Annotated in this window: 19 protein-coding genes; 6 read left to right on the forward strand and 13 right to left on the reverse strand. The window is 71.7% G+C overall.

Features of this window, described 5'->3' with window-relative positions; genetic code table 11:
• Positions 1–28 precede the first annotated feature (28 nt).
• Entirely contained in the window at positions 29–1,228 is a 1,200-nt protein-coding gene (locus tag ACZ4WQ_RS07630) for an NAD(P)/FAD-dependent oxidoreductase (protein WP_398374108.1), read from the reverse strand.
• Positions 1,229–1,304: 76 nt separating this feature from the next.
• Positions 1,305–1,643, reverse strand: coding sequence for an ArsR/SmtB family transcription factor (locus tag ACZ4WQ_RS07635; protein ID WP_361182361.1), 339 nt, complete (start codon positions 1,641–1,643; stop codon positions 1,305–1,307).
• An 86-nt stretch (positions 1,644–1,729) separates the two neighbouring features.
• On the opposite strand from ACZ4WQ_RS07635, the gene ACZ4WQ_RS07640 reads away from it, so the two are divergent.
• Both ACZ4WQ_RS07640 and ACZ4WQ_RS07645 read left to right on the forward strand, forming a co-directional pair.
• Complete coding sequence (locus ACZ4WQ_RS07640) at positions 1,730–3,160, forward strand: DHA2 family efflux MFS transporter permease subunit (protein ID WP_398374109.1); 1,431 nt, start codon at positions 1,730–1,732, stop codon at positions 3,158–3,160.
• A 49-nt stretch (positions 3,161–3,209) separates the two neighbouring features.
• Positions 3,210–3,953: an SDR family oxidoreductase gene (locus tag ACZ4WQ_RS07645; RefSeq protein ID WP_385340169.1), complete on the forward strand. Its 744-nt coding sequence runs from the start codon at positions 3,210–3,212 to the stop codon at positions 3,951–3,953.
• Positions 3,954–3,995: 42 nt separating this feature from the next.
• On the opposite strand, the gene ACZ4WQ_RS07650 is transcribed toward ACZ4WQ_RS07645, so the two are convergent.
• Positions 3,996–4,226, reverse strand: coding sequence for a fibronectin type III-like domain-contianing protein (locus ACZ4WQ_RS07650; protein ID WP_385340167.1), 231 nt, complete (start codon positions 4,224–4,226; stop codon positions 3,996–3,998).
• A 236-nt stretch (positions 4,227–4,462) separates the two neighbouring features.
• Positions 4,463–5,293, reverse strand: coding sequence for a phytanoyl-CoA dioxygenase family protein (locus ACZ4WQ_RS07655; RefSeq protein WP_398374110.1), 831 nt, complete (start codon positions 5,291–5,293; stop codon positions 4,463–4,465).
• A gap of 155 nt (positions 5,294–5,448) precedes the next feature.
• Between ACZ4WQ_RS07655 and ACZ4WQ_RS07660 the strand changes: the two genes are divergently transcribed.
• A complete protein-coding gene (locus ACZ4WQ_RS07660) occupies positions 5,449–6,069 on the forward strand; it encodes an L-threonylcarbamoyladenylate synthase (RefSeq protein ID WP_311721988.1) in 621 nt (206 codons plus the stop codon).
• 38 nt (positions 6,070–6,107) lie between these two features.
• On the opposite strand, the gene ACZ4WQ_RS07665 is transcribed toward ACZ4WQ_RS07660, so the two are convergent.
• From ACZ4WQ_RS07665 to manD, 8 genes are all read right to left on the reverse strand, one after another.
• The gene (locus ACZ4WQ_RS07665) at positions 6,108–8,414 is read right to left on the reverse strand and encodes a FlgD immunoglobulin-like domain containing protein (protein WP_398374111.1); all 2,307 of its coding nucleotides are present in this window, start codon (positions 8,412–8,414) and stop codon (positions 6,108–6,110) included.
• 187 nt (positions 8,415–8,601) lie between these two features.
• Positions 8,602–9,084 carry a (2Fe-2S)-binding protein gene (locus ACZ4WQ_RS07670; RefSeq protein ID WP_311721990.1) on the reverse strand — a complete coding sequence of 161 codons (483 nt, stop codon included), beginning with the start codon at positions 9,082–9,084 and terminating at the stop codon, positions 8,602–8,604.
• Positions 9,081–10,013 (reverse strand): FAD binding domain-containing protein, encoded by a 933-nt coding sequence (locus ACZ4WQ_RS07675; RefSeq protein WP_385340161.1) that lies wholly within the window; start codon positions 10,011–10,013, stop codon positions 9,081–9,083. Before ACZ4WQ_RS07675 ends, ACZ4WQ_RS07670 begins: the two co-directional genes overlap by 4 nt.
• On the reverse strand, positions 10,010–12,313 hold the full coding sequence (locus tag ACZ4WQ_RS07680) for a xanthine dehydrogenase family protein molybdopterin-binding subunit (RefSeq protein ID WP_398374112.1): 2,304 nt from the start codon (positions 12,311–12,313) through the stop codon (positions 10,010–10,012). The genes ACZ4WQ_RS07675 and ACZ4WQ_RS07680 overlap by 4 nt, the downstream gene beginning before the upstream one ends.
• A 199-nt stretch (positions 12,314–12,512) precedes the next feature.
• Positions 12,513–13,571 carry an L-idonate 5-dehydrogenase gene (locus ACZ4WQ_RS07685; RefSeq protein ID WP_398374113.1) on the reverse strand — a complete coding sequence of 353 codons (1,059 nt, stop codon included), beginning with the start codon at positions 13,569–13,571 and terminating at the stop codon, positions 12,513–12,515.
• Positions 13,568–14,962 carry an MFS transporter gene (locus ACZ4WQ_RS07690; RefSeq protein WP_385340157.1) on the reverse strand — a complete coding sequence of 465 codons (1,395 nt, stop codon included), beginning with the start codon at positions 14,960–14,962 and terminating at the stop codon, positions 13,568–13,570. Before ACZ4WQ_RS07690 ends, ACZ4WQ_RS07685 begins: the two co-directional genes overlap by 4 nt.
• A gap of 85 nt (positions 14,963–15,047) precedes the next feature.
• Entirely contained in the window at positions 15,048–16,502 is a 1,455-nt protein-coding gene (locus ACZ4WQ_RS07695; protein WP_398374114.1) for a mannitol dehydrogenase family protein, read from the reverse strand.
• Positions 16,499–17,707, reverse strand: coding sequence for a D-mannonate dehydratase ManD (manD, locus tag ACZ4WQ_RS07700; protein ID WP_311721996.1), 1,209 nt, complete (start codon positions 17,705–17,707; stop codon positions 16,499–16,501). The genes ACZ4WQ_RS07695 and manD overlap by 4 nt, the downstream gene beginning before the upstream one ends.
• 211 nt (positions 17,708–17,918) lie before the next feature.
• On the opposite strand from manD, the gene ACZ4WQ_RS07705 reads away from it, so the two are divergent.
• A complete protein-coding gene (locus ACZ4WQ_RS07705) occupies positions 17,919–18,632 on the forward strand; it encodes a GntR family transcriptional regulator (RefSeq protein ID WP_358843696.1) in 714 nt (237 codons plus the stop codon).
• Between the two features lie 48 nt (positions 18,633–18,680).
• Here the strand turns inward: ACZ4WQ_RS07705 and ACZ4WQ_RS07710 are convergent, their stop codons facing one another.
• Entirely contained in the window at positions 18,681–19,619 is a 939-nt protein-coding gene (locus ACZ4WQ_RS07710; RefSeq protein ID WP_398374436.1) for a LysR family transcriptional regulator, read from the reverse strand.
• Positions 19,620–19,737: 118 nt separating this feature from the next.
• On the opposite strand from ACZ4WQ_RS07710, the gene ACZ4WQ_RS07715 reads away from it, so the two are divergent.
• Together ACZ4WQ_RS07715 and ACZ4WQ_RS07720 are read left to right on the forward strand one after the other, a co-directional pair.
• Complete coding sequence (locus ACZ4WQ_RS07715) at positions 19,738–20,874, forward strand: diaminopropionate ammonia-lyase (RefSeq protein WP_398374115.1); 1,137 nt, start codon at positions 19,738–19,740, stop codon at positions 20,872–20,874.
• 20 nt (positions 20,875–20,894) lie between these two features.
• Entirely contained in the window at positions 20,895–22,169 is a 1,275-nt protein-coding gene (locus ACZ4WQ_RS07720; RefSeq protein WP_398374116.1) for a M20 family metallo-hydrolase, read from the forward strand.
• The last annotated feature ends 20 nt before the right edge of the window (positions 22,170–22,189 follow it).

Raw genomic sequence — 22,189 nt, forward strand, 5'->3', positions numbered from 1 at the left:
ACTCGGTGGCCGGCCGCCGACGCGTGGCCTAGCCGGCCTGTCCAGCGGTGGCCGACGCCTGGCCGCGCTTGGTCCGCAGCACCTGGTGGCGCTTGTCGTCCTTGAACTGCCAGGTGAACGAACCGGGCTTGCGCGCCTCGTCCGCCAGTTCCTTGACGACGCCCTTGCAGGCGCGCTCCTTGATCCCTGCGGCGAGGCGCCCGCCGATGGAGTACTTGTTGGCGGTGTCGTCCTTGGAGGAGAGCTGTACGGTGGCGGCGCGACGGCCCAGGGCGATGCACTGGCCGAAGACGCCCACGTTGATGGCTGCGGGCCGCGCATCCGCGATCCGGGCCAGCACGGTGTCGGCGGCGTGCGCTCCCAGCGGACGCGCGGTCTGGCAGCTCATGCGCAGCGGCAGGTCCGACGGTGCCGCCGAATCCCCGGCCGCGACGATGCGTACGTCGTCCACGCTCGTCAACGTTTCGTCGGTGAGCAGGCGGCCGGCGGCGTCGGTGCTCAGCCCGCTGTGCTTGGCCAGGTCCGGCACGCCGAACCCGGCGGTCCAGACGGTCACCGCGCTCGGCAGCGTGTGGCCGCCGCTGAGCCGCACGGTGTCGCGGGTCACCGCGGTCACCTTGGTGTTGGGGCCTTCGAGCACGGTCACACCGAGCTTGGCCAGCCGCCTGGCCACCGAGCGCCGAACCCGCGGATGCAGATACGGGCCCAGCGCCCCGCCGCACACCAGGGTCACCCGGCGGCCGTGTTCGGCCAGTTCGGCGGCGGTCTCGATACCGGTCGAACCGGCGCCCACCACCGCCACCGCGGCCGTCGCGGGCGCGGCGTCGACGGCCGTCCGCAGCCGCTGCGCCTCCTCCAGGGTGGCGACCGGGTAGCCGAACTCGGCCGCTCCGGGCACGCCCGGGTCGGCGCTGCCACTGCCCACCGCGTAGATCAGGTAGTCGTAGCCGACCGCGCCGCCGCTCGCCATCGTCACACCGCGCCCGGGGGCGTCGATCCGCGTCACGGTGTCGACCACCAGCAGGACGCGCTCGTGCAGGACCTCCCGGTAGTCGACGACCGCCGCGTGGGACCCGCCCACCACCTGGTGCAGGCGAACCCGCTCGACAAAGGTCGAACGCGGGTTGATCAGCGTCACTGCCACGTCGTCGCGCTGCGTCAGGCGATTGGCCGCCAGGACGCCGGCGTATCCGCCGCCGATCACGACCACTTCGGTGTTGCCAGTCACGGTGTCTCCTCGGTCTCTTCGGGGTTCGGCCTCAAGACACCGCGTGTTCGGTCATTGTGACAGCATGTGAGGCAGATCACTCCGTCAGAGGCGGCTTCGGCGACTCGGCCGCGGCGAGGCGCAGGATCGGATCGAGCAGGCCGGGGAAGCGGTCGCCCAGATCGTCGGCGCGGAGCCGGATCCGCCGGTGTCTGCCGTCGACGGTCATGCTGATCAGCCCGGCCTCGCGCATGATCCGCCAGTGGTTGGACAGCGTCGACACCGGCACGTCCAGGCCGTCGGCGAGCGCGGAACAGGTCGACTCGGGATGACCCAGGGCCCGCCGCGCCAATTCCAGGCGCACCGGATCGCCGAGTGCGTGCAGCAGCGGCGCGAGGGTCAATGACTCGCGTGCGGGCTGGGGTAGCGGTCGCATGCCTCCACGGTATCCCAACGTTCGACAGTTCGGGATTATGGAACTATCTTCCCGGGGTGCACCCGCACCATCGGAGGGGAACAACTGTGGCCTTGAGGATTCGATCGAGCCGGGCGGCGTTGCTGACAGTGGCCTGCCTGGGGCAGTTCATGGTGCTGCTCGACAGCACCATCGTGGGCGCGGCGCTGCCCGATATGCAGCTGCGATTGCACACCCAGTTGAACGGTCTGCAATGGATCGTCGACGCCTATGTGCTGCTGGTCGCCATGCTGTTGCTGTCCGGCGGTGTGTTCGCCGACCGCTTCGGCCGCAAGCGGGTGTTCCTGGCCGGCGTCGTGGTGTTCACCGTCGCGTCCGGGATGTGCGCCGCCGCACCGTCGATCGGGTGGCTGATCGTGGGACGGGTGGCGCAGGGCATCGGGGCCGCGGCGCTGAGCCCCGCCTCGCTGGCCCTGCTCGCCGCCGCCTACCCCGTTCCGCAGGAACGAGTCAAGGCGATCGGGCTGTGGGCCGGATTCAGCGGAATCGGCCTGGCCGCCGGGCCGTTGGCAGGCGGCATTCTGGTGGATGCCTTCGGCTGGCCCGCCATCTTCCTCGTCAACGCGCCGATCGGCGCGGTCCTGCTGCTGGCCGGTCTGCGCGTCCTGGGCGAGTCCCGCAATCCGGACGCGCCGGCGATCGACATCCCGGGGACGGTCCTGTCCGTCCTGGGAGTCGGGGCGCTGGCCTACGGGCTGATCGAGGGCGGTTCCCTCGGCTGGACCTCGCCGGTGATCCTGGGCAGCTTCGCCGCCGCGGTGGTGATCCTCGCCGTCTTCGTCGCCGTCGAAGGACGTAGTTCGACGCCGATGCTGCCGCTGCGGCTGTTCCGGCAGCGACTGTTCACGGTGTCCAACACGGCCATGGTCGTGGTGGGTTTCGCGCTCATGGGTTCCTCCTTCTTCTTCTCCCAGTTCTTCGTGTACGTCCAGGGCAGCTCGGTTCTGCTCGCCGGCCTGGAGACCCTGCCCGCCTCCCTCGCCATGGTGATCGTCAGCCCGTATGCGGGCCGGTTGGCCGCGAAGTACGGCTTCCGGATCGTGGTCACCACCGGTCTGGCCCTGGCCGGGCTTGGGCTGCTGGCCCTGGGCTCCGTGCACGCGGACACCGGCTACGGGAATGTGTGGTGGCGGCTGGCGATTGTCGGCATCGGTTTCGCTCTGACCATGTCCCCGCTGACCGGCGCTGCCATCCAGGCGGTCAGCCCGCAGGAGGGCGGCCTCGCGTCGGGCATCAGCAGCACCACCCGGCAGATCGGTGCGGTGCTCGGTGTGGCGGTGCTCGGAGCCATCGTCCGCACCCGGGAAGCGGACGGCGCGTCGTTCGAGGCCGGCCTCAACAGCGCCTTCGTCGCGGCCGGCGCCGTCACGATGGCCGGCGCCGTGTTCACCGGCCTGTGGCTGGTGAAGTCCGAGCCCGCGTCGCGGTCTTCCACGCCACCGCAGCGCGACGGAAGCCGCAGTCGCACATCACTGTGAAGCCGATCACACCATGTCACAGCCGAGGGAGGAGTGGTGTCCGGTGGGCATGACGAACTCGCAGCAGACCTCGGTGTTGATCACCGGAGGCAACAAGGGACTCGGTTTCGAAGCGGCCCGGCGCCTCGGCGAACTGGGCTGGACGGTGTTTCTCGGCTCGCGTGACGAGAGCCGAGGACGGGAGGCCGCCGACAAACTGACCGCCGGTGGCGTGAACGTGGTCATGGTCCCGCTGGACGTGACCTCGGACGAGTCGGTGGCCGACGCGGTACGGCTCGTCCACGAGCACACCGACCGCCTGGATGTGCTCATCAACAACGCGGGCGCGCCCGGACACATCGTCGCGCCCGCGGACGCGACGGCCGACGAAATCCATTCCGTCTACGACACCAACGTCTACGGCCCGATCCGGGTGACGCATGCGTTCCTGCCGCTGCTGCGGGCGGCGGAGCAGCCGCGGGTGGTGATGGTGTCCAGCGGTGGCGGCTCCTTCGCGGTCGTGACCGATCCGGACCAGCCGGTCTCGAAGATGCACGAGCTCGCCTACAGCTCGTCGAAAGCGGCGCTGAACATGATTACCGTCCGGTATGCCCAGGCGCTCCCGGAGATCAAGTTCAACGTCGCCACCCCCGGAGAAGTCGCCAACCGTAAGTTCGCCGCCACCGATATGAACCACCACACCGGCCAGCTCACCGTCACCGAGGGCACCGACTCGATCGTCAGGCTCGCGACGCTCGACGCCGACGGGCCGACCGGGACCTTCATCGACCGCCTCGGTCCGGTCGCCTGGTGACCGTCGTTGCGGTGCGGCCCGCTTGATGCCGCCGCTGTGGGCTCAGCCGATATGTGCCGGTGTCCGCAGGACTCGGTCGTGGCCGACCTGGCGGACCGGTCCGGTGAGGTGGAGGCGTGAGCAGCCCGTCAACTGGGTCACGGGGCGGGGGAGCCGGGCCACCGGGTCGGCGGTGTAGAGCTGTACGACCTCGGCGCCCGCGCGGTCGCCGGTGTTACGGACGACGCAGCTGATCTCCACCTCGCCGTCGGTGACCATCTCCTCGGAGCTCACGGGCAGGTCGTCATACGCGAAGGTGGTGTACGACAGGCCGTGGCCGAAGGGGTAGGCCGGAGTCGGGTCGAATTGCTGACGCCCTGGCTGTTGCCGCCCAACGGGGCGTGCAGATAGGTCCCGGGCCGGCCGCCGGGCGTTCGCGGGATCTGCACCGGCAGCTTGCCCGACGGGGTGACGCCGGCGAGACTCGCTCCAGCTACGAGGGACACGACGCGAAGCGCTGAGCCGGCGCCTCATACCGCCACGAGGCCGAGGCGCTCATCGGCCCGACTCACGACGGGCGTCGTGTCCCTGGAGACCAGGAAGGCGGGACGGGTCGGATGCGCCGGGGCGTTGTCGACGGCGTTGTAGGTGATGAGGAGTAACGCGCGGCGGTCCGGTGACGGATTGTTCGTCGAAGAATGGACGACGCTGGGGTGGAACACCTGAAGGGAGCCCTGCGGGCCCAGGAACAGCTTCCGTCCCTTCTCGCGGATCAGGCTCTCGGCCCGGTGGCCGTTCACGGTGTAGGCGAGATCCGCCGACACATGCGTACGCCAGTCGGATTCCGCGCCGTTCTCCGCCCGGCCCTCGGGGAGGTCGAGCAGACCGAGCCGGTGCGACCCGGGTATGGCCATGAGCGGGCCATTGCCCTCGTGGACGTCGTCCAGGGAGATGGCGATGTTCACGGCGTCCGGACGCGGCATGCCGTCCTCCTCGTGCCAGAACGCGAAGTCCTGGTGCCACGGCCAGGCGGCCCCCTCGTGCGCCTGCTTCAGGTTGACCTTGAACTGGTAGACGTACGCGGGCCCGCCGAGGAACTCCTCGGCCAGCGCGACCAGGTACGGCAGGCGGACGAGGGCCGCGCACACCTCGTCGAAGGCGTGACAGCCGTGAATGGCGCGGGCGATCCCGCTGTCCTGCTCGTGTACGACCTCGGGCCTGCGCTCCCGGCTCATGGCCAGTACGCGGTCCCGTATCGGTTCGACGGCCTCGCCGCTGAACCGGTACGGGGGTTCACACCAACCATGGGTCCGGTAGGCGGACTTGAGGGCGGAGAGCGAGGTGACTGCGGCACCGGCCATGGACGCGAACCTCCAGGGTGAAAGTGGCTTCGTCGCGACGTAATCGGGCATATCGGTGATCAGGGCTTTCGATTTCACGCCATGATATTCGAATGGAAAAGAAGCGATGGGCGCCGCGGAACAGCATGCTGATCGCGATGGCGTAGGCTCGGTGGATGGCGAAGTATTTCGACGTGCACCCCGAAAACCCCCAGCAGCGCACCATCGGCAATGTGGTCGACAGGATCCGCTCCGGCGAGCTCATCGCCTATCCGACGGACTCCTGTTTCGCGCTGGGATGCCAAATGGGCAACCGTGACGGTATCGGTCGGATCCGGTCGATCCGGAACCTCGACGACCGTCACCACTTCACCCTGGTGTGCCAGAATTTCGCTCAGCTGGGTCAGTTCGTGCATATCGACAAAGACGTGTTCCGTGCGATCAAAGCGGCGACGCCCGGCAGCTACACCTTCATTCTCCCCGCGACGAAGGACGTACCGCGCCAGTTGCCGCACCCGAAGAAGAAGACGGTCGGCGTGCGGATTCCCGACCATGCCGTGGCCCAGGCCCTGCTCGCCGAACTCGGTGAGCCGCTGCTCTCCAGTACGTTGCTGCTGCCCGGTGAGGACGAGCCGATGACGCAGGGCTGGGAGATCAAGGACCGGCTCGACCATGTGGTGGACGCCGTGGTCGACTCGGGAGACTGCGGCACCGAGCCGACCACGGTCATCGACTTCTCCAGCGGCGAAGCCGAGATCGTACGCCGAGGGGCGGGCGACACGGCCCGGTTCGAGTAGCCCGTAGCCGCGTTCCGCCGCCCCGACGTCGTCCGGCGTCAGGAACCGGTGACGGTGAGCGCTCCGGAGACGGTGGCCGGGTCACCCTGACCGTCGGCGGGGGCGGCGGTGAGGGTCCAGGTGTAGGCGCCGTCGGGCGCGGCGGGGCCCTCGGCGGTGGTGCCGTCCCAGGCGACCTTGACGGTGCTCGCGGCCGACGTGCCGGTCCAGGTGCGCACCTCGGTGTCGGTGTCGTCGTTGTGCAGCGTCAGTTTCCAGGACGTGGCCGGCTTGGAGAGCCACCACTGGGCGTTCCAGGAGGCCGTTTCCGCGCCGCGGTCCCAGGTGGCGGGGACGCTGCGGTCGGGTACGGAGAGCGCGGAGACGCCGTGCTGGGGCGCGAAGACGTGAACGGTCTCCGCCCTGTCCACATAGGCGAGCTTGCCCGCGCGGCGGTCCACCGCCCAGGTGACGCCCCGGCTGTCGGCGGCGGAGGTGGGCTTCATCCCGAGGACGGTGCCCAGATCGGTGGTGGTCCCGTCCTCGTTGAGGCCGGTCAGGCCGAGCGTGCCGTCGACGGTGTTGTGGTCGGCGATGAAACCGTCACCGAGGAGGGCTCCGGTGGCCGGGGCGGGGTAGGCGGTCCCGGTGTCCGGGTCCTGGACGCCGGCCTGGTCCTGTTCGGGGCAGCTCCAGTAGAGAAGCGTGCCGTTGGTCTGGAGCTCCTCAGGTGTGCACGACGCGCCGAGCGACACGGTGTCGGTCTGGTTTCCGGTCCGCAGATCGGTGGCGATCACGGTGCCGGGCCGGTCCGGGGACGGCGTCCAGAGGGTGGCGTAGTCCAGGGCCGCGGCCTGCGCGGCCTGTTCCCGGACGATCCGGTCGCGGACGATGTCGATGACGTACTGCCGCTTCAGCGGGCCCTGCGACTCGTAGAGGACGTACTCGGGGGAGATGTCCAGGATCCGGCCGTCCGCGCCGGGCAGCGGCAGCCGGTCGACGGGCCGGTCCGGGTCGTCACCCGTCACCAGCACGTCCTTGCCGCCGTTGTCCGGGTCCGCCACCAGCCGGGCCAGCCCCTCGTCGCCACCGTCGGCGAACCGCCCCGGTGCGGAGTCGCCGTACACGGGCAGATCGTCCCCGGCGGCCGGGTCCAGCGCGGTGCCGATGTCCTTGCCGTGCAGCCGCTGTGTCTCCTGAAGCGCGTTGACGTAGCGGACGGTTCCCCGGTCCAGGCCGAGCGCCTGGATCGAGCCGTAGGCCACCGTGACCGGCGCCACCACGCGCAGCTGCTGATCGAATACGAGCCCGCTGCCGTCCACGGTGAACCGGTGGATGGCGCGCGTGCCGTCCGCGTCGCGGCCCAGGGCGGTGAGCGTGCTGTTGGACCCCTGGAGACCTTGTTCGATATCGGTGAGCAGGACGCGTGAGGTCTCCGCCCCGTCGATCGGCGTCAGCCGCAGCGGCCCGCGGTCCCCTTCGTGCCACAGCACGTTCCGGCCCACCGTGTAGGCGGTGATCTCGCTGTCGGGGGACCGCGGTGTGAGCGGGACGACCCGCGGTGTCGTCGTACTGCCGTCGCGCGGCAGCACCCGCACCCCCTGCTCGTCCTGGCGGCTGAACCAGGTCACCGTGTCGCGCGTGAGGCGGAAGCTGCTCGCCTCGCCGGTGACCGGCAGCGGGGCGACCGCGCCGGTGATGCCGTTGAGGATGCCGTAGCCGTGGGTGGAGCCGGTGCGGTAGCGGATGAGGAGCGAGGTGCTCTCGCCGCCGAGCACCACCGGCTCGGACTCGGCGGTGGCGCCCGCGGGCAGCTGCACCTGCACGTCGTAGGGCGTGTCCCCGGCGCGGGGCCGCAGCACCCGCAGTTCGTATGTGCCGTCCTCCAGAGTCCGGGTGGCGAGGACGAACCCGCCGTACACCTGGGGGTGCGCGTAGCCGTCCGGCAGTCTCAGGGTGGACTTGGTGTTCTGGTCGACGTTGAGCAGAGTGATCGTGGTCGCGCCGTCCGCGTCGGTGGTGGCGTAGGCGACGCGGTTGCTCTGGTCGTGGTGGGAGAAGATCGACTCGCGTGACACGCCGTCCAGCGCCTTCACGGGAATGGTCTGCCGGTTATACGTATTCGTCCACAGATAGCTCTTGGAGCCCTGCTCCTGGTGCAGCACACCGGTGTCGCCGGTGGACAGCAGCGTCTCGGCCCGATCGTCGTAGGCGTCGGGCGACGGTATGACCACCTCGGTGGCGTCGGCCGCCCGGGCGGTGGCCGGCGGCAGTGACACGGCCACGCCCGAGGCGAGCGTGAGCGTGACCGCGACCAGGGTCGCGGAACGCGCCGAGCGTCTGAGACGTCTTTGCCGTAGGGTCATTTCTTTCCCCCTCGCTGATCGACCAGTGGCGACCCGTCGCCTCCTGGTCACCCGTGGGCCTGCCGATCATGCGAGGCCCACGTCAGGGTAGGGACAACGTCCGTGCCGCGGCGGCTGTTTCAGAAGATTGCGCTGAAGGCGGGGGAAAAGTGGCCGCGCCGCGGGCGGACGCCCGTCGACCAGTTCGTCAGGTGGCGGTGTTCTGCCGTTCCCGGGCGGCGCGGGCGATGGCGCGCCTGATGGGCTCGTAGCCGGTGCACCGGCAGAGGTTGGAGCCCACGAGGCCCGCGACGGCCTCCGGGTCGTCACCGAGCGCGGGGTCGGCCTCCAGCGCTCCGGCGGCCACCATGAGGAACCCCGGCGTGCAGAACCCGCATTGGAGGGCGTGTTCGGCCGAGAAGGCGCGCTGGAGGGGGTGTGGCTCGCCATCGGGCCCCGAGAGCCCTTCCACGGTGCGCACCGTGCTGCCGTCGCACTGCACGGCGAACATGAGGCAGGAGCGGACGGCGCTGCCGTCGACGAGGACCGTGCAGGCGCCGCAGACGCCGTGCTCGCAGCCCAGATGCGTACCGGTGAGACCGCAGTCCTCGCGCAGTACGTCGGCGAGGATGCGCCGTGGCTCGACGTCGAGCGGGTACGCGTCACCGTTCACATTGAGGGTGATCTTCATGGGGGATCTCCCTTGCCCGCGGCGGCCCGCGACCGATGGTCCGCCGCTGCCTGGCTCAGCGTCCTGGCCACCAGGACCGCGATGGCCTGCCGCCGGTACTCGAGATCGGCGTACGGCTCGGCCACGGGCGAGGCGTCCTCCGCCGCGGCCGTCCGGCCGGCGCGGGCGAACGGGTGGCCCTCCGGAATCCGGTGGCCGACCGGGAGGGGGCCGGCCTCGGCGCCGGTCAGCAACTGCTCCGCCGCGCGTGCCCGCACCGGCCGGTCGGCGCAGTTGACCAGCCCGATCCGCGCCTCGCGGATCACCCCGTCGCCGATGGTCAGGGCCGCCGCGACGGCCACCTGCGCGAAACAGAAGTGCGTGCGCCGGTGCTCGAGGAAGCCGACCCCCGTGTCGTCGCCGAGCAGGGGGTAGCGCACCGAGGTGATCAGTTCCTCCGGGCGCCGCGCGGTCCGGTACGGCCCGTGGAAGTAGTCGCGGGCCGCCACCTCGCGAGCGCCGTCCGGGCCGTGCAGTTCGACGTCCGCGTCCAGGGCGACACCGATGGCACACCACTCGGAGGCGGGATGCGCCCAGGCGAAGCTGCCCACCATGGTGCCGCGAGCGCGGATGGGAGGGTGGGCGATGTTCACGACGGCGCGTGAGAAGAGTGTGCCGAGCGGACCCGGTACGGCCCTGGGGGACTCGAAGACCTGATGCCGCACCAGCGCGCCGACCCGCAGCGAGTGGTCGTACACCCGCATCTCGTCGAGCGCCGGGAGGCGGTTGATGTCGACCACGAGGCCGGGGTGGACGCGCTCCAGGTGCATCTCGAGGATCAGGCTCTGGCCACCGGCGAGAACCTGGGCCTCGCGCCCGGAGTCGCCGAGTGCCTCGACGGCCTCGGGCACCGTGCGCGGCACGACGTAGTCGAAGGCGGCGGGCTTCACCTGGCCTCCTCGAATTTGGGGGCGCGGGCCGCCCGCCACACCACATCCGGGGTGAGCGGCATCTGAAGCAGGGCGGGGTCGGCGACCTGGAGGGCGTCGACCACCGCGTTGACGACCGCGCCCGGGGTGCCGATGCAGCCCGACTCGCCCGCTCCCTTCGCGCCCAGCGGCGTGCTGGGACTCGGTGTGCAGGTGTCCTTGACCTCGAGCGGCGGGATCTCCGTGAACGTCGGCACCAGATAGTCCAGCAGGCCGTTGGCCAGCATCGGTGTGCCGGCGTCGTCGTAGGGGATGCCTTCGTACAGCGCCTGGCCGATCCCCTGCACGGCCGATCCGAACGCCTGGCCGTGCACGAGAGTGGGATTGAGCGCCACGCCGCAGTCGTCCACCGCCACCACCCGCAGCAGCCGCACGGTGCCCAGCTCCGGATCGACCTCGGCCACCGCCACATGGGCGCCGAACGGAAACGCCATGCCCGACTCGAATCTGTCCTCCACCCGCAACGTCCCCGTGGCCTTGGCCAGTTCGGCCACGTCCGTGGCCGCCGGGCCGTGGTGTACGGCGCCGTGGGACCACTCCACCTCCTCGACCGGCACCTGCCACAGCCGTGCGGCCCGGTCGCGGGCCTCATCGATGAGCAACTGGGAGGCGTGCTGGAGCATCGCTCCGGCCACCTGCGCCGACCTGCTGGCGAAGGAGCCGAGACCTTCGGCCAGTTCGTCGGTGTCCCCCTCGACCAGCCGGACCCGCCGCCCCTCGACGCCCAGGGTCTCGGCGACCAGCGCGGGGAAGACCGTCTCGTGGCCCTGGCCGCTCGACGCGGCCCCGCAACGGACGATGATCGTGCCGTCCTCGTCGACCTCGATGCTCCCGAACTCGTGCAGTCCTCCGGGCTCACCGCCGGAGCGCTCCACGTAGCAGGACAGACCGATGCCCACGGGCAGGGCGTCCGGGTCGGCGCGGCGCCGGGCCTGCTCGGCCCGCCACTCGTCGTAGCCGACGGTCTCCAGCGCCAGGTCGAGCGCGGCGGCGTAGTTCCCGCTGTCGTAGCGCCGGCCCGTGGGCGTCTCGTACGGGAAGTCCTCGGGCGGGATGAAGTTGCGCCGCCGCAGTTCCGCCGGGTCCGTGTTCAGCCGACGGGCCAGGTCGTCCATCGCCCGCTCCAGAGCGATCGCGGCCTCCGGCCGGCCCGCCCCGCGATAGGGATACGTCAGCATCGTGTTGGTCAGCACCGAGCGGACGGTCGCGTGCACCTCGGGGGTGGCGTACGGACCCGGTGCCATCCAGGCGGTCTGCATCGGCAGCCCCACCCCGAGGTGCGGATACGCGCCGACATCGGCGTCGACCGTCAACTCGTAGGCGAGCAGCCGCCCCTCACCGTCGGCGGCGAGCCGCACCCGCTGGTCCTGTCCCCGGCCCCGGGTCGCGACCGCCATGGACTCCAGACGGTCCTCGATCCACCGCACGGGCCGCTTGAGCCGCATCGCCAGGAAGGCGACCACCACGAACTCCGGGAACGAGGCGCTCTTCGACCCGAACGCTCCTCCGGTGTCCGGGACGACCACCCGCAGCCGGTCGGTCGGCAACCCCAGCAACGCGGCCAGTTCACGGCGCAGCCGGTGCGGCATCTGATGCCCCGACCACACGGTCAGCCGGTCTCCCTCGGGCACGGCGAGGATGGTCCGGCACTCCATCGGGGTGGGCATGAGCAGTTGCTGACGGTACCGGCCCTCCACGACGACGGCCGCCTCCCGCCACGTCGACTCCTCGACGGGCCTGCCGGTATCCCCTTCGAACGCGACGTTGCTCAAGCCGTCGAACAGGCGAACGCGGTCGTCCGCCGCCGCGGACGGTGTCACCACCGCCGGCAGCGGATCGATCCGGAAGTCGATCTCCGCCGCTCCGTCCTCGGCCCGGTAGCGGTCCTCGCCCAGCACCACCGCGACCGCCTCGCCCGCGAACCGAACCCGGTCCTTCACCAGCGCCGGCCACTCGCGGCCTGCCACCGACTCCTCCGTGGACAGCTTGGCGAGCAAGGTGTACGGCACCGGGGGCAGATCCTGGAGGCCGGCGGCCGACTGCGCGCACGCGGGCAGATCGGTGAAGTCCGCGGCGGACCAGGCCCCGACCACTCCGGGCACCGCGCGGGCGGCGGCGCAGTCCACCTCGCGCAGGGTGCCATGGCCGACGGGGCTCCTGACGAACACGGCGTCCAGACAGCCGGGCACATCGATGTCGGCGACATAGCGGCCGCTTCCGGTGAGAAGCCGTTTGTCCTCGCGCCTGGTCCATTGATCCACGACTACCCCTCTGCGCCTGGTGTCGTTGCGGCGGGTGGCGAGGGCGCCTCATACGCGCGGTGGTACGAGTTTCTCACCGCTGAGGGCCACCCGCATGCCGACCGCGCGGGGCGTTCGGGGCGGGGAGCGGCGCGCCCGGGAGGGGCGCGCCGCGCCTGATGAACCGCGTCTCCCTGAACCGCGTCTCATGCGCCGGGCCTCATGCTGCGGTCAGCCGCAGCATGACCTTGCTGCTGCCGCTGTGCGGGTCGGCGGCGACGGCCAGTGCCTCCTCCGCCCGTTCCAGCGGGAAGCGGTGGGTGATCAGCGGCGTCACATCCAGGCCGTCCCGCAGGGCGCGCAGGGCGTCGTCGATCTCGTCGACGAAGCGGTAGGAGCCGATCCAGGTGATCTCGCGGGTCACCAGGTCACCGAGGACCGCCGGGGCGGGCGTGCCGGGCAGGTTGCCGACCTGGACGAGGGTGCCGCCGCGGGCGGTGGCGCGCAGGACCGGGCCGAGCGCGGCCGGGGCGCCGGAGGCCTCGAAGACGAGGTCCACGTCCTGTGGCAGGCCGTCGCCGCGCGAGAGGTCGCGGGTCTCGTCGGCGCCCATGGCGCGGGCGACGGCGAGGGAGGACGCCGCCAGGTCGGCGGCGACGACCGTGCCCGCCCCGCGGTGCCGGGCCGCGGCGACGACCAGCGAGCCGATCGGTCCCGCGCCGTTGACCAGGACGGTACGGCCGCGCAGGTCGGGGACGCGGCCGACGGCGTGCAGGGCGACCGCCAACGGCTCGGCCAGGGCGCCGCGTTCGGTGTCGACGCCGTCTGGCAGTGGCCGGATCTGGTCCGCGCGGACCGCCCGGTACTCGCTGAACCCGCCGTCGGTGTGCGGGTCGAAGGCCGCCGAGCCGAAGTAGCGGACGCTTGGGTAGAGGTTGGTGCGCCCGGCGATCCGCGCCGGCAGTACGCCGTCGCCGACGAGCTGCGCCGGGTGGACGGTGACCGGCTGCCCTTCGCCGAGGCCGGTGACCCCAGGGCCGAGCGCGGCGATCCGGCCCGCGACCTCGTGCCCGAGCACCAGCGGGTGCGTGAGCGAGGCCGTACCGGACGCCCCCTTCTTCCAGTAGGCGATGTCCGATCCGCAGATCCCGCCCCACTCCAGGGCCAGGAGGATCTCGCCGGGGCCCGGCACCGGCCGGGCCCGTTCGTCGACGCGCACATCGCCGGGGCCGTGCACCACGACCGCCCGCATACGGCGGTCTCCCGTGGCCGTACTCATGCCGCGTCCTCCAGCCGGACCAGGTCGCGTCCGCGTGTCTCGGGGGAGAGCAGCGCGCTGACGAAGGTGATGAGCGAGTAGACGACGAGCATCGCCGCGATCGGCCACCAGCTGCCGGTGACGGCCGTGAGCGTGGCCGCCAGGACCGGGCCGATCGCGGTGGCGAGGATCCCGCCGATCTCCTTGGCGAGCGCGAGCTGGGTGAACCGGGAGCGGGCGCCGAAGAGTTCGGCCATTGTCACGCTCTCCAGCGAGAACAGCCCGAGGACACCGACGTTCAGGGCGAGCACCATGCCGATCAGCACGCCCGGGGTGGAGCCGGAGGTGATCAGGAGCATCGCCGGGAAGGCCGCGGCCATGGTGAGCACGGTGAGCGTGAGGTAGAGCACCCGGCGTCCGAAGCGGTCGCCGAGCAGGCCGATCAGCGGCACGGTGACGAAGCCCAGCAGTGAGCCGTACATGATCGCGTCGGTGGGGACGGTCTTGCCGACGGCGAGGTTGGTGGCGATGTAGCCGACGAGGAACGTCTGGACGAGCCCGGAGTTGCCTGCCTGGCCGAAGCGCAGTCCGAGCGCGAGGAAGAACGCCTTGCCCTTGCGCTGCCGGACACCGGCCGCCAGCACATCGCCCCGGTGGTCGTCGGCCTCGGCGATGGCGGACTCGACCTCGTCGCGGCGCAGGGCCACGCCGTCCACCACGTCGGCGCGCTCGGCGAAGACCGGGCTCTCCCTGAGGCCACGGCGCAGCCAGAACGCGAAGAGCATCAGCGCGAAGCTCAGCAGGAAGGGCAGCCGCCAGCCCCAGGAGAGCAGCTGCTCCTCGCTGAGCACGCCGAGCAGCAGGGCCCACAGGCCCGAGGCGGCGAGCGTTCCGGAGTTGGTGCCGAGCGAGACCAGCGAGGAGACCAGGCCGCGCCGGCGGACGGGGGCGTACTCGGCGAGCAGCACGGTGGCCCCGGCGATCTCGGCGCCCGCGCCGAAGCCCTGCACCAGCCGCAGCGCGACGAGCAGGATCGGCGCCGCGATGCCGATGGCGGAGTAGGTGGGCAGGGCGCCGATGAGGGTGGTGGAGGCGCCCATCAGCAGGATGGTGAGGTACAGGACCTTCTTGCGGCCGATCCGGTCGCCCATCCGCCCGAAGTAGACGGCGCCGGCGAGCCGGGCGACGTAGCCGACGCCGTACGTGGCCATGGCGGCGATCAGGCCGATGGCGGGGCTGACGTCCGGGAAGAAGAGCTTGTTGAAGACGATCGCGGCGGCCAGCGAGTAGAGCTGGAAGTCCATGAACTCCATGGCCGTACCGAGCCAGCCCGAGACGGCGGCTCTGGCCAGATCGCTCGTGGTGCGTTGCGCGGGGCGCGCCTGCTCCTCGGTCATGGTGCTGTCCTGCATGGTGAACTCCGTTGTTCGGGGACGACGGTGAGCGGTGTTCGGGGGAGGGGTGATGTGCGGTGGGCGGGCCGGCGGCCGGGCCGGCTCAGATCTCCACGCGGCCCGAGCGGAGCGCGGGCAGCCGGTCCGCGACGGCGGCGACGAGGGCGTCGTCGTCCGCCAGGTCCGCCGCGCCGAGCAGGCGCAGCAGCGCGCGCACCGCCGTCGAGGGGCGGTCCGACGGTTCCCAGCAGGCGGCGAGCGCCTCGGCCGCGGGGTCGGCGAGGGTGCCGTGGGCGTGGCGGGTGGCGTGCGCCCAGGCCGCGAGGGCGAGTTCCAGCACCGGGGTGGCCGCGCCGCGGGCGCGCAGCTCGCGCAGGGCAGGGAGCCAGCGCTCGGTGATCTTCAGAGAGCCGTCGGAGCCGATCTGCCGCAGCAGGTGGCGCATCGCGGGATTGCGGAAGCGTACGACGAGATCGTCGGCGTACGCGACCGGATCGGGGCCGTCGGCGGGGAGGGTGGGGGCGACCTCCGCGCACAGCGCCCGGACCAGGGGCGCACCCCAGTCCGCCGCCATGGTGTCGGCGATGGTGGCGCACCCGGCGGCCAGGCCGAGGTAGGCCAGCGCCGAGTGGGAGCCGTTCAGCAGCCGCAGCTTGGTGAGCTGGTACGGCGCGACGTCGGGGACGAACAGGGCGCCGTCCCGTTCCCAGGGCGGCCGGGGCGCGGCGAACGAGTCCTCCAGCACCCACTGACGGTAGGGCTCACCCGTCACGGGGAGGGCGTCGTGCACCCCGAGCGCGGCAGCGGCGGCGGACCGCTCGGCCTCGCTCGTGGCGGGCACGATCCGGTCCACGACGGTAGCCGGGAAGGCGACGCTTTCGGCCATTTCGGCCAGGATGGTGTCGCGGTCCGGCCAGGCGGAGGCCCGGACGAAGTCATGGACGACCCGGCCCAGCGCGGCGCCGTTGCCCGCCATGTTGTCGCAGGACACCACGGTGACCGGCGGCGCGCCGGCCCGCATCCGCGCGGCCAGCCCGGCGGCCAGCCGGCCCACCACGGTGGCGAGGCGGCCGCCGGGGGCCGCGGCGAGGTCGGCGGCGACCGGTGCCGCCGCGGTGTCCAGACCGCCGGTCAGCGGCGAGCGGTGGTAGCCCTTCTCCGTGACGGTCAGGGTGACCACGGTCACCTCGGGGTCGGCGAGCAGGGCGTCGACGGCCTCGGCGTCCGGCCCCATCGCGAGCGCGCCGACGACCGAGCCCACGACGCGGGTGACGCTGCCCTCCGGGTGGCGTTCGGTGCACGAGTAGAGGCAGTCCTGGTCCCGCAGCGCGCGCACGGTCTCCGCCGACCGGGGCGCGACGGCGGTGATGCCCCAGGGCTCGCCGGACTGGGCGGCGGCGTTCTCGGTGTAGACCGCCTGGTGCGCCCGGTGGAAGGCGCCGAGCCCGAAGTGGACGACCCTGGCGCGCAACTCGGCGGGGTCGACCGCGGGGCGCGCCTCGGGGGCGAGGCGGGAGAGCGCCGCGCGGTTCAGCGCGGGGCGGGCGGTGGCGCTCACCAGTCGTGCACCGAGCCGTCGAGGCGGCGCGCGACCGGCAGGTAGCGCCGCTGGTAGGGGAAGCGCTCGGCGGCCTTCTCGTCGTACTCCACGCCCAGACCCGGCTCCTCGGACGGGTGGAGCATGCCGTCGGCGAACGTGACGCCGCTGCGGAACACCTCGTGGGTCTCGTCGGCGTGGCCCATGTACTCCTGGATGCCGAAGTTCGGCACCGTCACGTCGAGGTGCACGGCGGCGGCCATGCTGACGGGGGAGAGGTCGGTCGCGCCGTGGGAGCCGGTGCGCACCTGGTAGAGCGCCGCGAGGTCGAAGATCCGCCGCAGATGGGTGATGCCGCCCGCGTGGACGACGGTGGTGCGCACATAGTCGATGAGCTGCTCGGTGATCAGCTGCTGGACGTCCCAGATCGAGTTCATCACCTCGCCCACCGCGATCGGGGTCGTGGTGTGCTGCCGGATGAGCCGGAACGCCTCCTGGTTCTCGGCCGGCGTCGGGTCCTCCATCCAGAACAGCCGGCAGGCCTCGACGCTCTTGCCGAAGCGGGCCGCCTCGATGGGGGTCAGCCGGTGGTGCACGTCGTGCAGGAGGTGGAAGCCGAAGCCGAAGCGCTCCCGCACCGCCTCCAGGTAGGTGGGCGCGAAGCCGAGGTAGGCCTCGGTGTCCCAGGGCTGCTCGTCGGGCAGATCGGTCGCGGCGGGCTCGTAGACCTTGCCCTTGCGGACCCCGTACGTACCACCGACCTCCGGCACCGCGGCCTGCGCCCGGACGGCCTTGTAGCCCAGCTCCAGATAGCGCTCGACGTCGTCGAGCAGCGAGGGCACGTCGGCGCCGCTGGCGTGCGAGTACACCAGGACGCCATCACGGGACCGGCCGCCGAGGAGCTGGTAGACGGGCAGCCGGGCGGTCTTCCCCTTGATGTCCCACAGCGCGGTGTCGACGGCGGAGATGGCCGTCATGGTGACGGGCCCGCGACGCCAGTACGCGCCCTTGTACAGGTACTGCCACATGTCCTCGATGCGGGCGGGGTCCTTGCCGATCAGCAGCGGAGCCACGTGGTCGCGCAGATAGCTCGCCACGGACAGCTCACGGCCGTTGAGCGTGGCGTCGCCGAGGCCGGTCACCCCGTCCGAGGTGGTGATGCGCAGCGTGACGAAGGTGCGCCCGGGGGATGCGACGAACACGTCGACACGTTCGATCTTGCTCAATGGGGGCTCTCCTCGCGGCGCGGTGGTACCAGGCTGCCCGACCGGCGTCCGCCATCGGTCGGGCAGTTCCTGTCGCGCAGTGCTTGTATACAAGCAGCTGTCGTGCTCGTCGGCAATACTCCCGTCACCATGTTTTTACGGGCGGCCCAAAGTCGGCCCACACCTCCCCGACCGGCGCCGGGCGGGCTCCGCCGATACGTACGATGGGCGCATGGCTCAATCGAACCGCCGTCGGACGAGTCGGCGCGCTATCTACCTCAAGCTGCGTCAGATGGTCCTGACCCTCGAACTCGCCCCGGGCGCCGCCCTGTCGGAGAACGAACTCGCGGCGTCCCTGGGCGTGAGCCGCACACCGGTGCGGGAGAGCCTGATCCTGCTGGCCCAGGAGGGCCTGGTGCAGATCTTCCCGAAGATCGGGTCATTTGTGTCCCGGGTGGACCCGGCGCAGGTCGCGGACGCGCAGTTCCTGCGGGAGGCAGTCGAGCTGACCTCCTTGGACGATCTGCCCCCACAGCTCGACCCCGCGGTCGTCGAGGAGCTACGGGACAACCTGAAACGCCAGCAGCGCGCGGACCTCGGCCTCGAGGAGTTCTTCGAGCTGGACGAGGCCTTCCACCAGGGCCTGATGCGGTTGAGCGGGCACGGCAACGTCTGGTCCACGGTCGCCGCGGCCAAGGGGCATCTGGACCGGGCCCGGCGCCTCGGTCTCCATGAGAACGTGTCCCCGGCCGTCTTCGCCGCCCAGCACCACGAGATCTTCGACGCGGTGCTCGGCGGGAACGTCCAGCTCGCCCGCACCTCCATGCGCGTTCATCTGAGGGCCGTCTTCAGCGACATCGAGCGCATCCGCGCCCACTCACCCGAACTGTTCGCCTCCGACCCCTCGGGGGTGCCGGTGCGGCGCAACGTGGTGGTCTGGGAGTGACCCGGACAGGTCCAGGAGTGTCCCGCATGACCAGCACCCGGCGCTGGTTCAGTTTCCGGGTACTCCCGATGCCCGGCCGGAGTCCAGGGCGACCGCTCGGTGGAGGGCGCCCCGGCACGCGAGGACCGCGGGGTGCCGGCTGCGCCCGCGGCGTACGACGGTGAAGATGCGGCGGGCGCGCTGGCCGCGGGGGAGCTGCCGCAGGGTGACGGTCCGGGGTTGTCCGTTCCAGACCAGCTCGGGTAGGAAAGAGGCGGCGTGGCCCTGCTCGACGAGGCGGAGGTGGAGCAGGAGGTCGGTGGTCTCGAACCGTACGTCGGGCTCGAACCCGGCGTTGCGGCACAGGGCCGTGGCCCAGTGCCGGGCGGCCGTGCCCTCGGGTTCCATCACCCAGGGGTGGTCCGCGAGCGAACGCAGCGCCGCCATCGGGCCGTCGGTGCCCGGCCCCACGACCGGTTCGGGCAGGGCGAGGTGGAGGGGGTCGTCGAGCAGGTCCTCTTGTTCGAGTTCGGCGGAGCGCGGATTGGGGTTACCGGGGTATTCCTCGGCGAGGACCAGGTCGAAGTCGCGGGCCAGCAGGGCGGGCAGGGACTTTTCCGGTTCCATGTGCGTGACATGGACGCGCAGGCTCGGGTGCCGATCGCGCAGCAGGCCCAGCGCGGCCGGGACCAGGGCCAGGGCCGCCGTCTGGAACGAGGCGATGCGCAGGGTGCCGGTCAGCTCGGTGAGGGAGGTGGCGATGTCGGCCTCCGCGCGCTCCAGGCGTTCGAGGACCGCTTCGGTGTGGGCGACGAGGATCTCGGCCTGCTCGGTCAGCCGCACCCGCCGGCCGACCGGCTCCAGCAGCGGGACGCCGACTTCGGCTTCCAGCTGGGAGAGCTGCTGGGAGACGGATGAGGGCGCGTAGGACAGGGCCGAGGCGACGGCCGCCAGGGTGCCGCGGTGCTTGAGCTCGCGCAGCAGGCGCAGCCGGTGCAGATCGAACATCGCCGGTCCGGTTTCCCCGCCGTCGCGCAGCGACAGCTTCAATGGTCGGTTTTTCCGATGAGTATACGTCGAAAACATTCGCTGGACCGATCCTGGGCGGGTGCCGGACCCTGATCGTGTGCTTGAGAACCTCTCCTCCCCCCGCGCGCTGCCGTGGCTGGCGCGGCCAGGCGCCCGTACCTGGCGGTGTGATCCGGCACCCACCGAGGTGCGGGGCTTCCACGCCGCGCTGCCCGCCTACTCACCCACCCCGCTGCACGAACTATCCGCTCTGGCCTTCGAGTTGGGGGTCGGCCGGGTCTTCGTCAAGGACGAGTCCTGCCGTCTGGGGCTGCCCGCCTTCAAGGCGCTGGGCGCGTCCTGGGCGGTCCACCGCACCCTGGCCGAGCGGGCCGCGAGCGGCCGGGCGCCGGGCCCGGTCACCCTGGTGACCGCCACCGACGGCAACCACGGCCGCGCGGTGGCCCACACGGCACGCCTGCTCGGGCAGCGCGCCCATGTCTTCGTCCCGCGGGGCGTGCACGCGGGGGCCGTGGCGGCCATCGTCGCCGAGCAGGCGAAGGTCACCGAGGTCGAGGGGGCGTACGACGAGGCCGTACGCCGGGCGGCCCGGGCGGCCGCCGCGCCGGACGCGGTCCTGGTCCAGGACACCGCCTGGCCCGGCTATGAGCAGATCCCGGGCTGGATCGTCGAGGGCTACTCCACCCTCTGCGCGGAGATCGACGAGCAGTTGGCGGCACAGGGAGCCGCCGACGGACCCGACCTCGTCGCCGTCCCGGTGGGCGTGGGGTCGCTGGCCCAGGCCGTGATCACGCACTACCGCAGCCACACCTCCAGGCGGGCTCCGGCACTGCTCTCGGTGGAGCCGGAGTCCGCGGCCTGCGTGCTCGAGAGCCTCACCCACGGTGCACCCGTCAGCGTCACCACCGGCGACACCACCATGGCCGGACTCAACTGCGGCACCCCGTCCAGCATCGCCTGGCCCTACCTGCGCGGCGGGCTGGACGCCGCGGTCGCCATCCCCGACGACGACAGCGCCCTCGCAGCCGCCCGCCTCGACGCCCTCGGCGTGTCCTCGGGCCCGTGCGGGGCCGCGGCTCTCGCCGGCCTGCGCGCGGTGCTCACCGGCGCGGGCGCCGAAGACCGCCGTACGGCGCTGGGCCTCGGCGCGACGTCGACGGTCGTCCTGCTGAGCACCGAGGGCACGGCCGCCAACCCGCACTCCACCACCGCCCACGGCACACACCGCTTCTGACCACCCCCCGGAGACAAGCCATGACCAGCCCGAAGATCACTGTCAACGGCGAACGCCTGTGGCAGTCCCTCATGGACCTCGCCGAGATCGGCGCCTACGACGACGAGCGCACCGGCCTGCGCGGCGTCAACCGCCTCGCCCTGACCGACGCCGACGCGGCCGGCCGCCGCCAGGTCATCGCCTGGATGGAAGAGGCCGGACTGGCCGTCCGTATCGACCGGATGGGCAACATCTACGGCCGCCGCGAGGGCACCGACCCCACCGCGGCCCCGGTGCTGACCGGCTCGCACATCGACAGCGTCGCCACCGCCGGCGCCTTCGACGGCTGCCTCGGCGTCCTGGGCGGCATCGAGGTCATACGGACCCTGAACGAGCGCGGCATCCGCACCCGCCGCCCGGTCGAGGTCGGCATCTTCACCGAGGAGGAAGGCGTCCGCTTCGGCACCGACATGCTCGGCAGCGCCGTGGCCGCCGGCCGCCTGACCGTGGAGTACGCACACGCCCTGACCGACCGCGACGGCCGCACCCTCGGCGGCGAACTCGCCCGCACCGGCTTCGACGGCCCCGGCTGCCCCACCGACGTGTGCCTCGCCCCGCCGTACGCCTACGTCGAGTGCCATATCGAGCAGGGGCCGGTCCTCGCCGAGAACGGCGTCGAGATCGGTGTCGTCACCGGTGTGCAGGGCATCTCCTGGCAGGAGATCACCATCCACGGCCGCGCCGCCCACGCCGGCACCACCCCCACCCACCTGCGCGCCGACGCGGGCCTCGCGGCCGCGCAGATCGTCGTCCACCTGCGGGCCCTGGTCGACTCCGGTGAGTACGGCGAGCTGCGCGCCACCGTCGGCCATCTGGTTGTCCACCCGGACCTGACCAACATCGTCCCGGCCCGCGCCGAGATGACCGTCGACCTGCGCAACCCCGACGACACTCAGATGGCCCGCGCCGAGAAAGCCCTCGCCACGTTCCTCCACGACCTGGAAGGCAGTCAACCGGGGCTGTCGCTGACCACCCGGCGCATGGCCAGGACCGCCTACGTCCCCTTCGACGAGGGGGTGCGGAAGACCATCGCGCAGGCCGCCGACGACCACGGCCTGGAGCACATCTCCCTGCTGTCCGGCGCCGGACACGACGCCCAGGAGATCGCCGCGCTCTGCCCCACCGCCATGATCTTCGTGCGGGGAGAGTACGACGGCATCAGCCACAACCCCCGCGAGTACTCGACCCCCGAGGCATGCGCCCACGGCGTCGATGTCCTGGCGACCACCCTCCTGCGCCTGGCCGACCAGGACTGACCCCACGGCGGCCCACCTGC

It is taken from the genome of Streptomyces sp. NPDC028305, assembly GCF_055569495.1.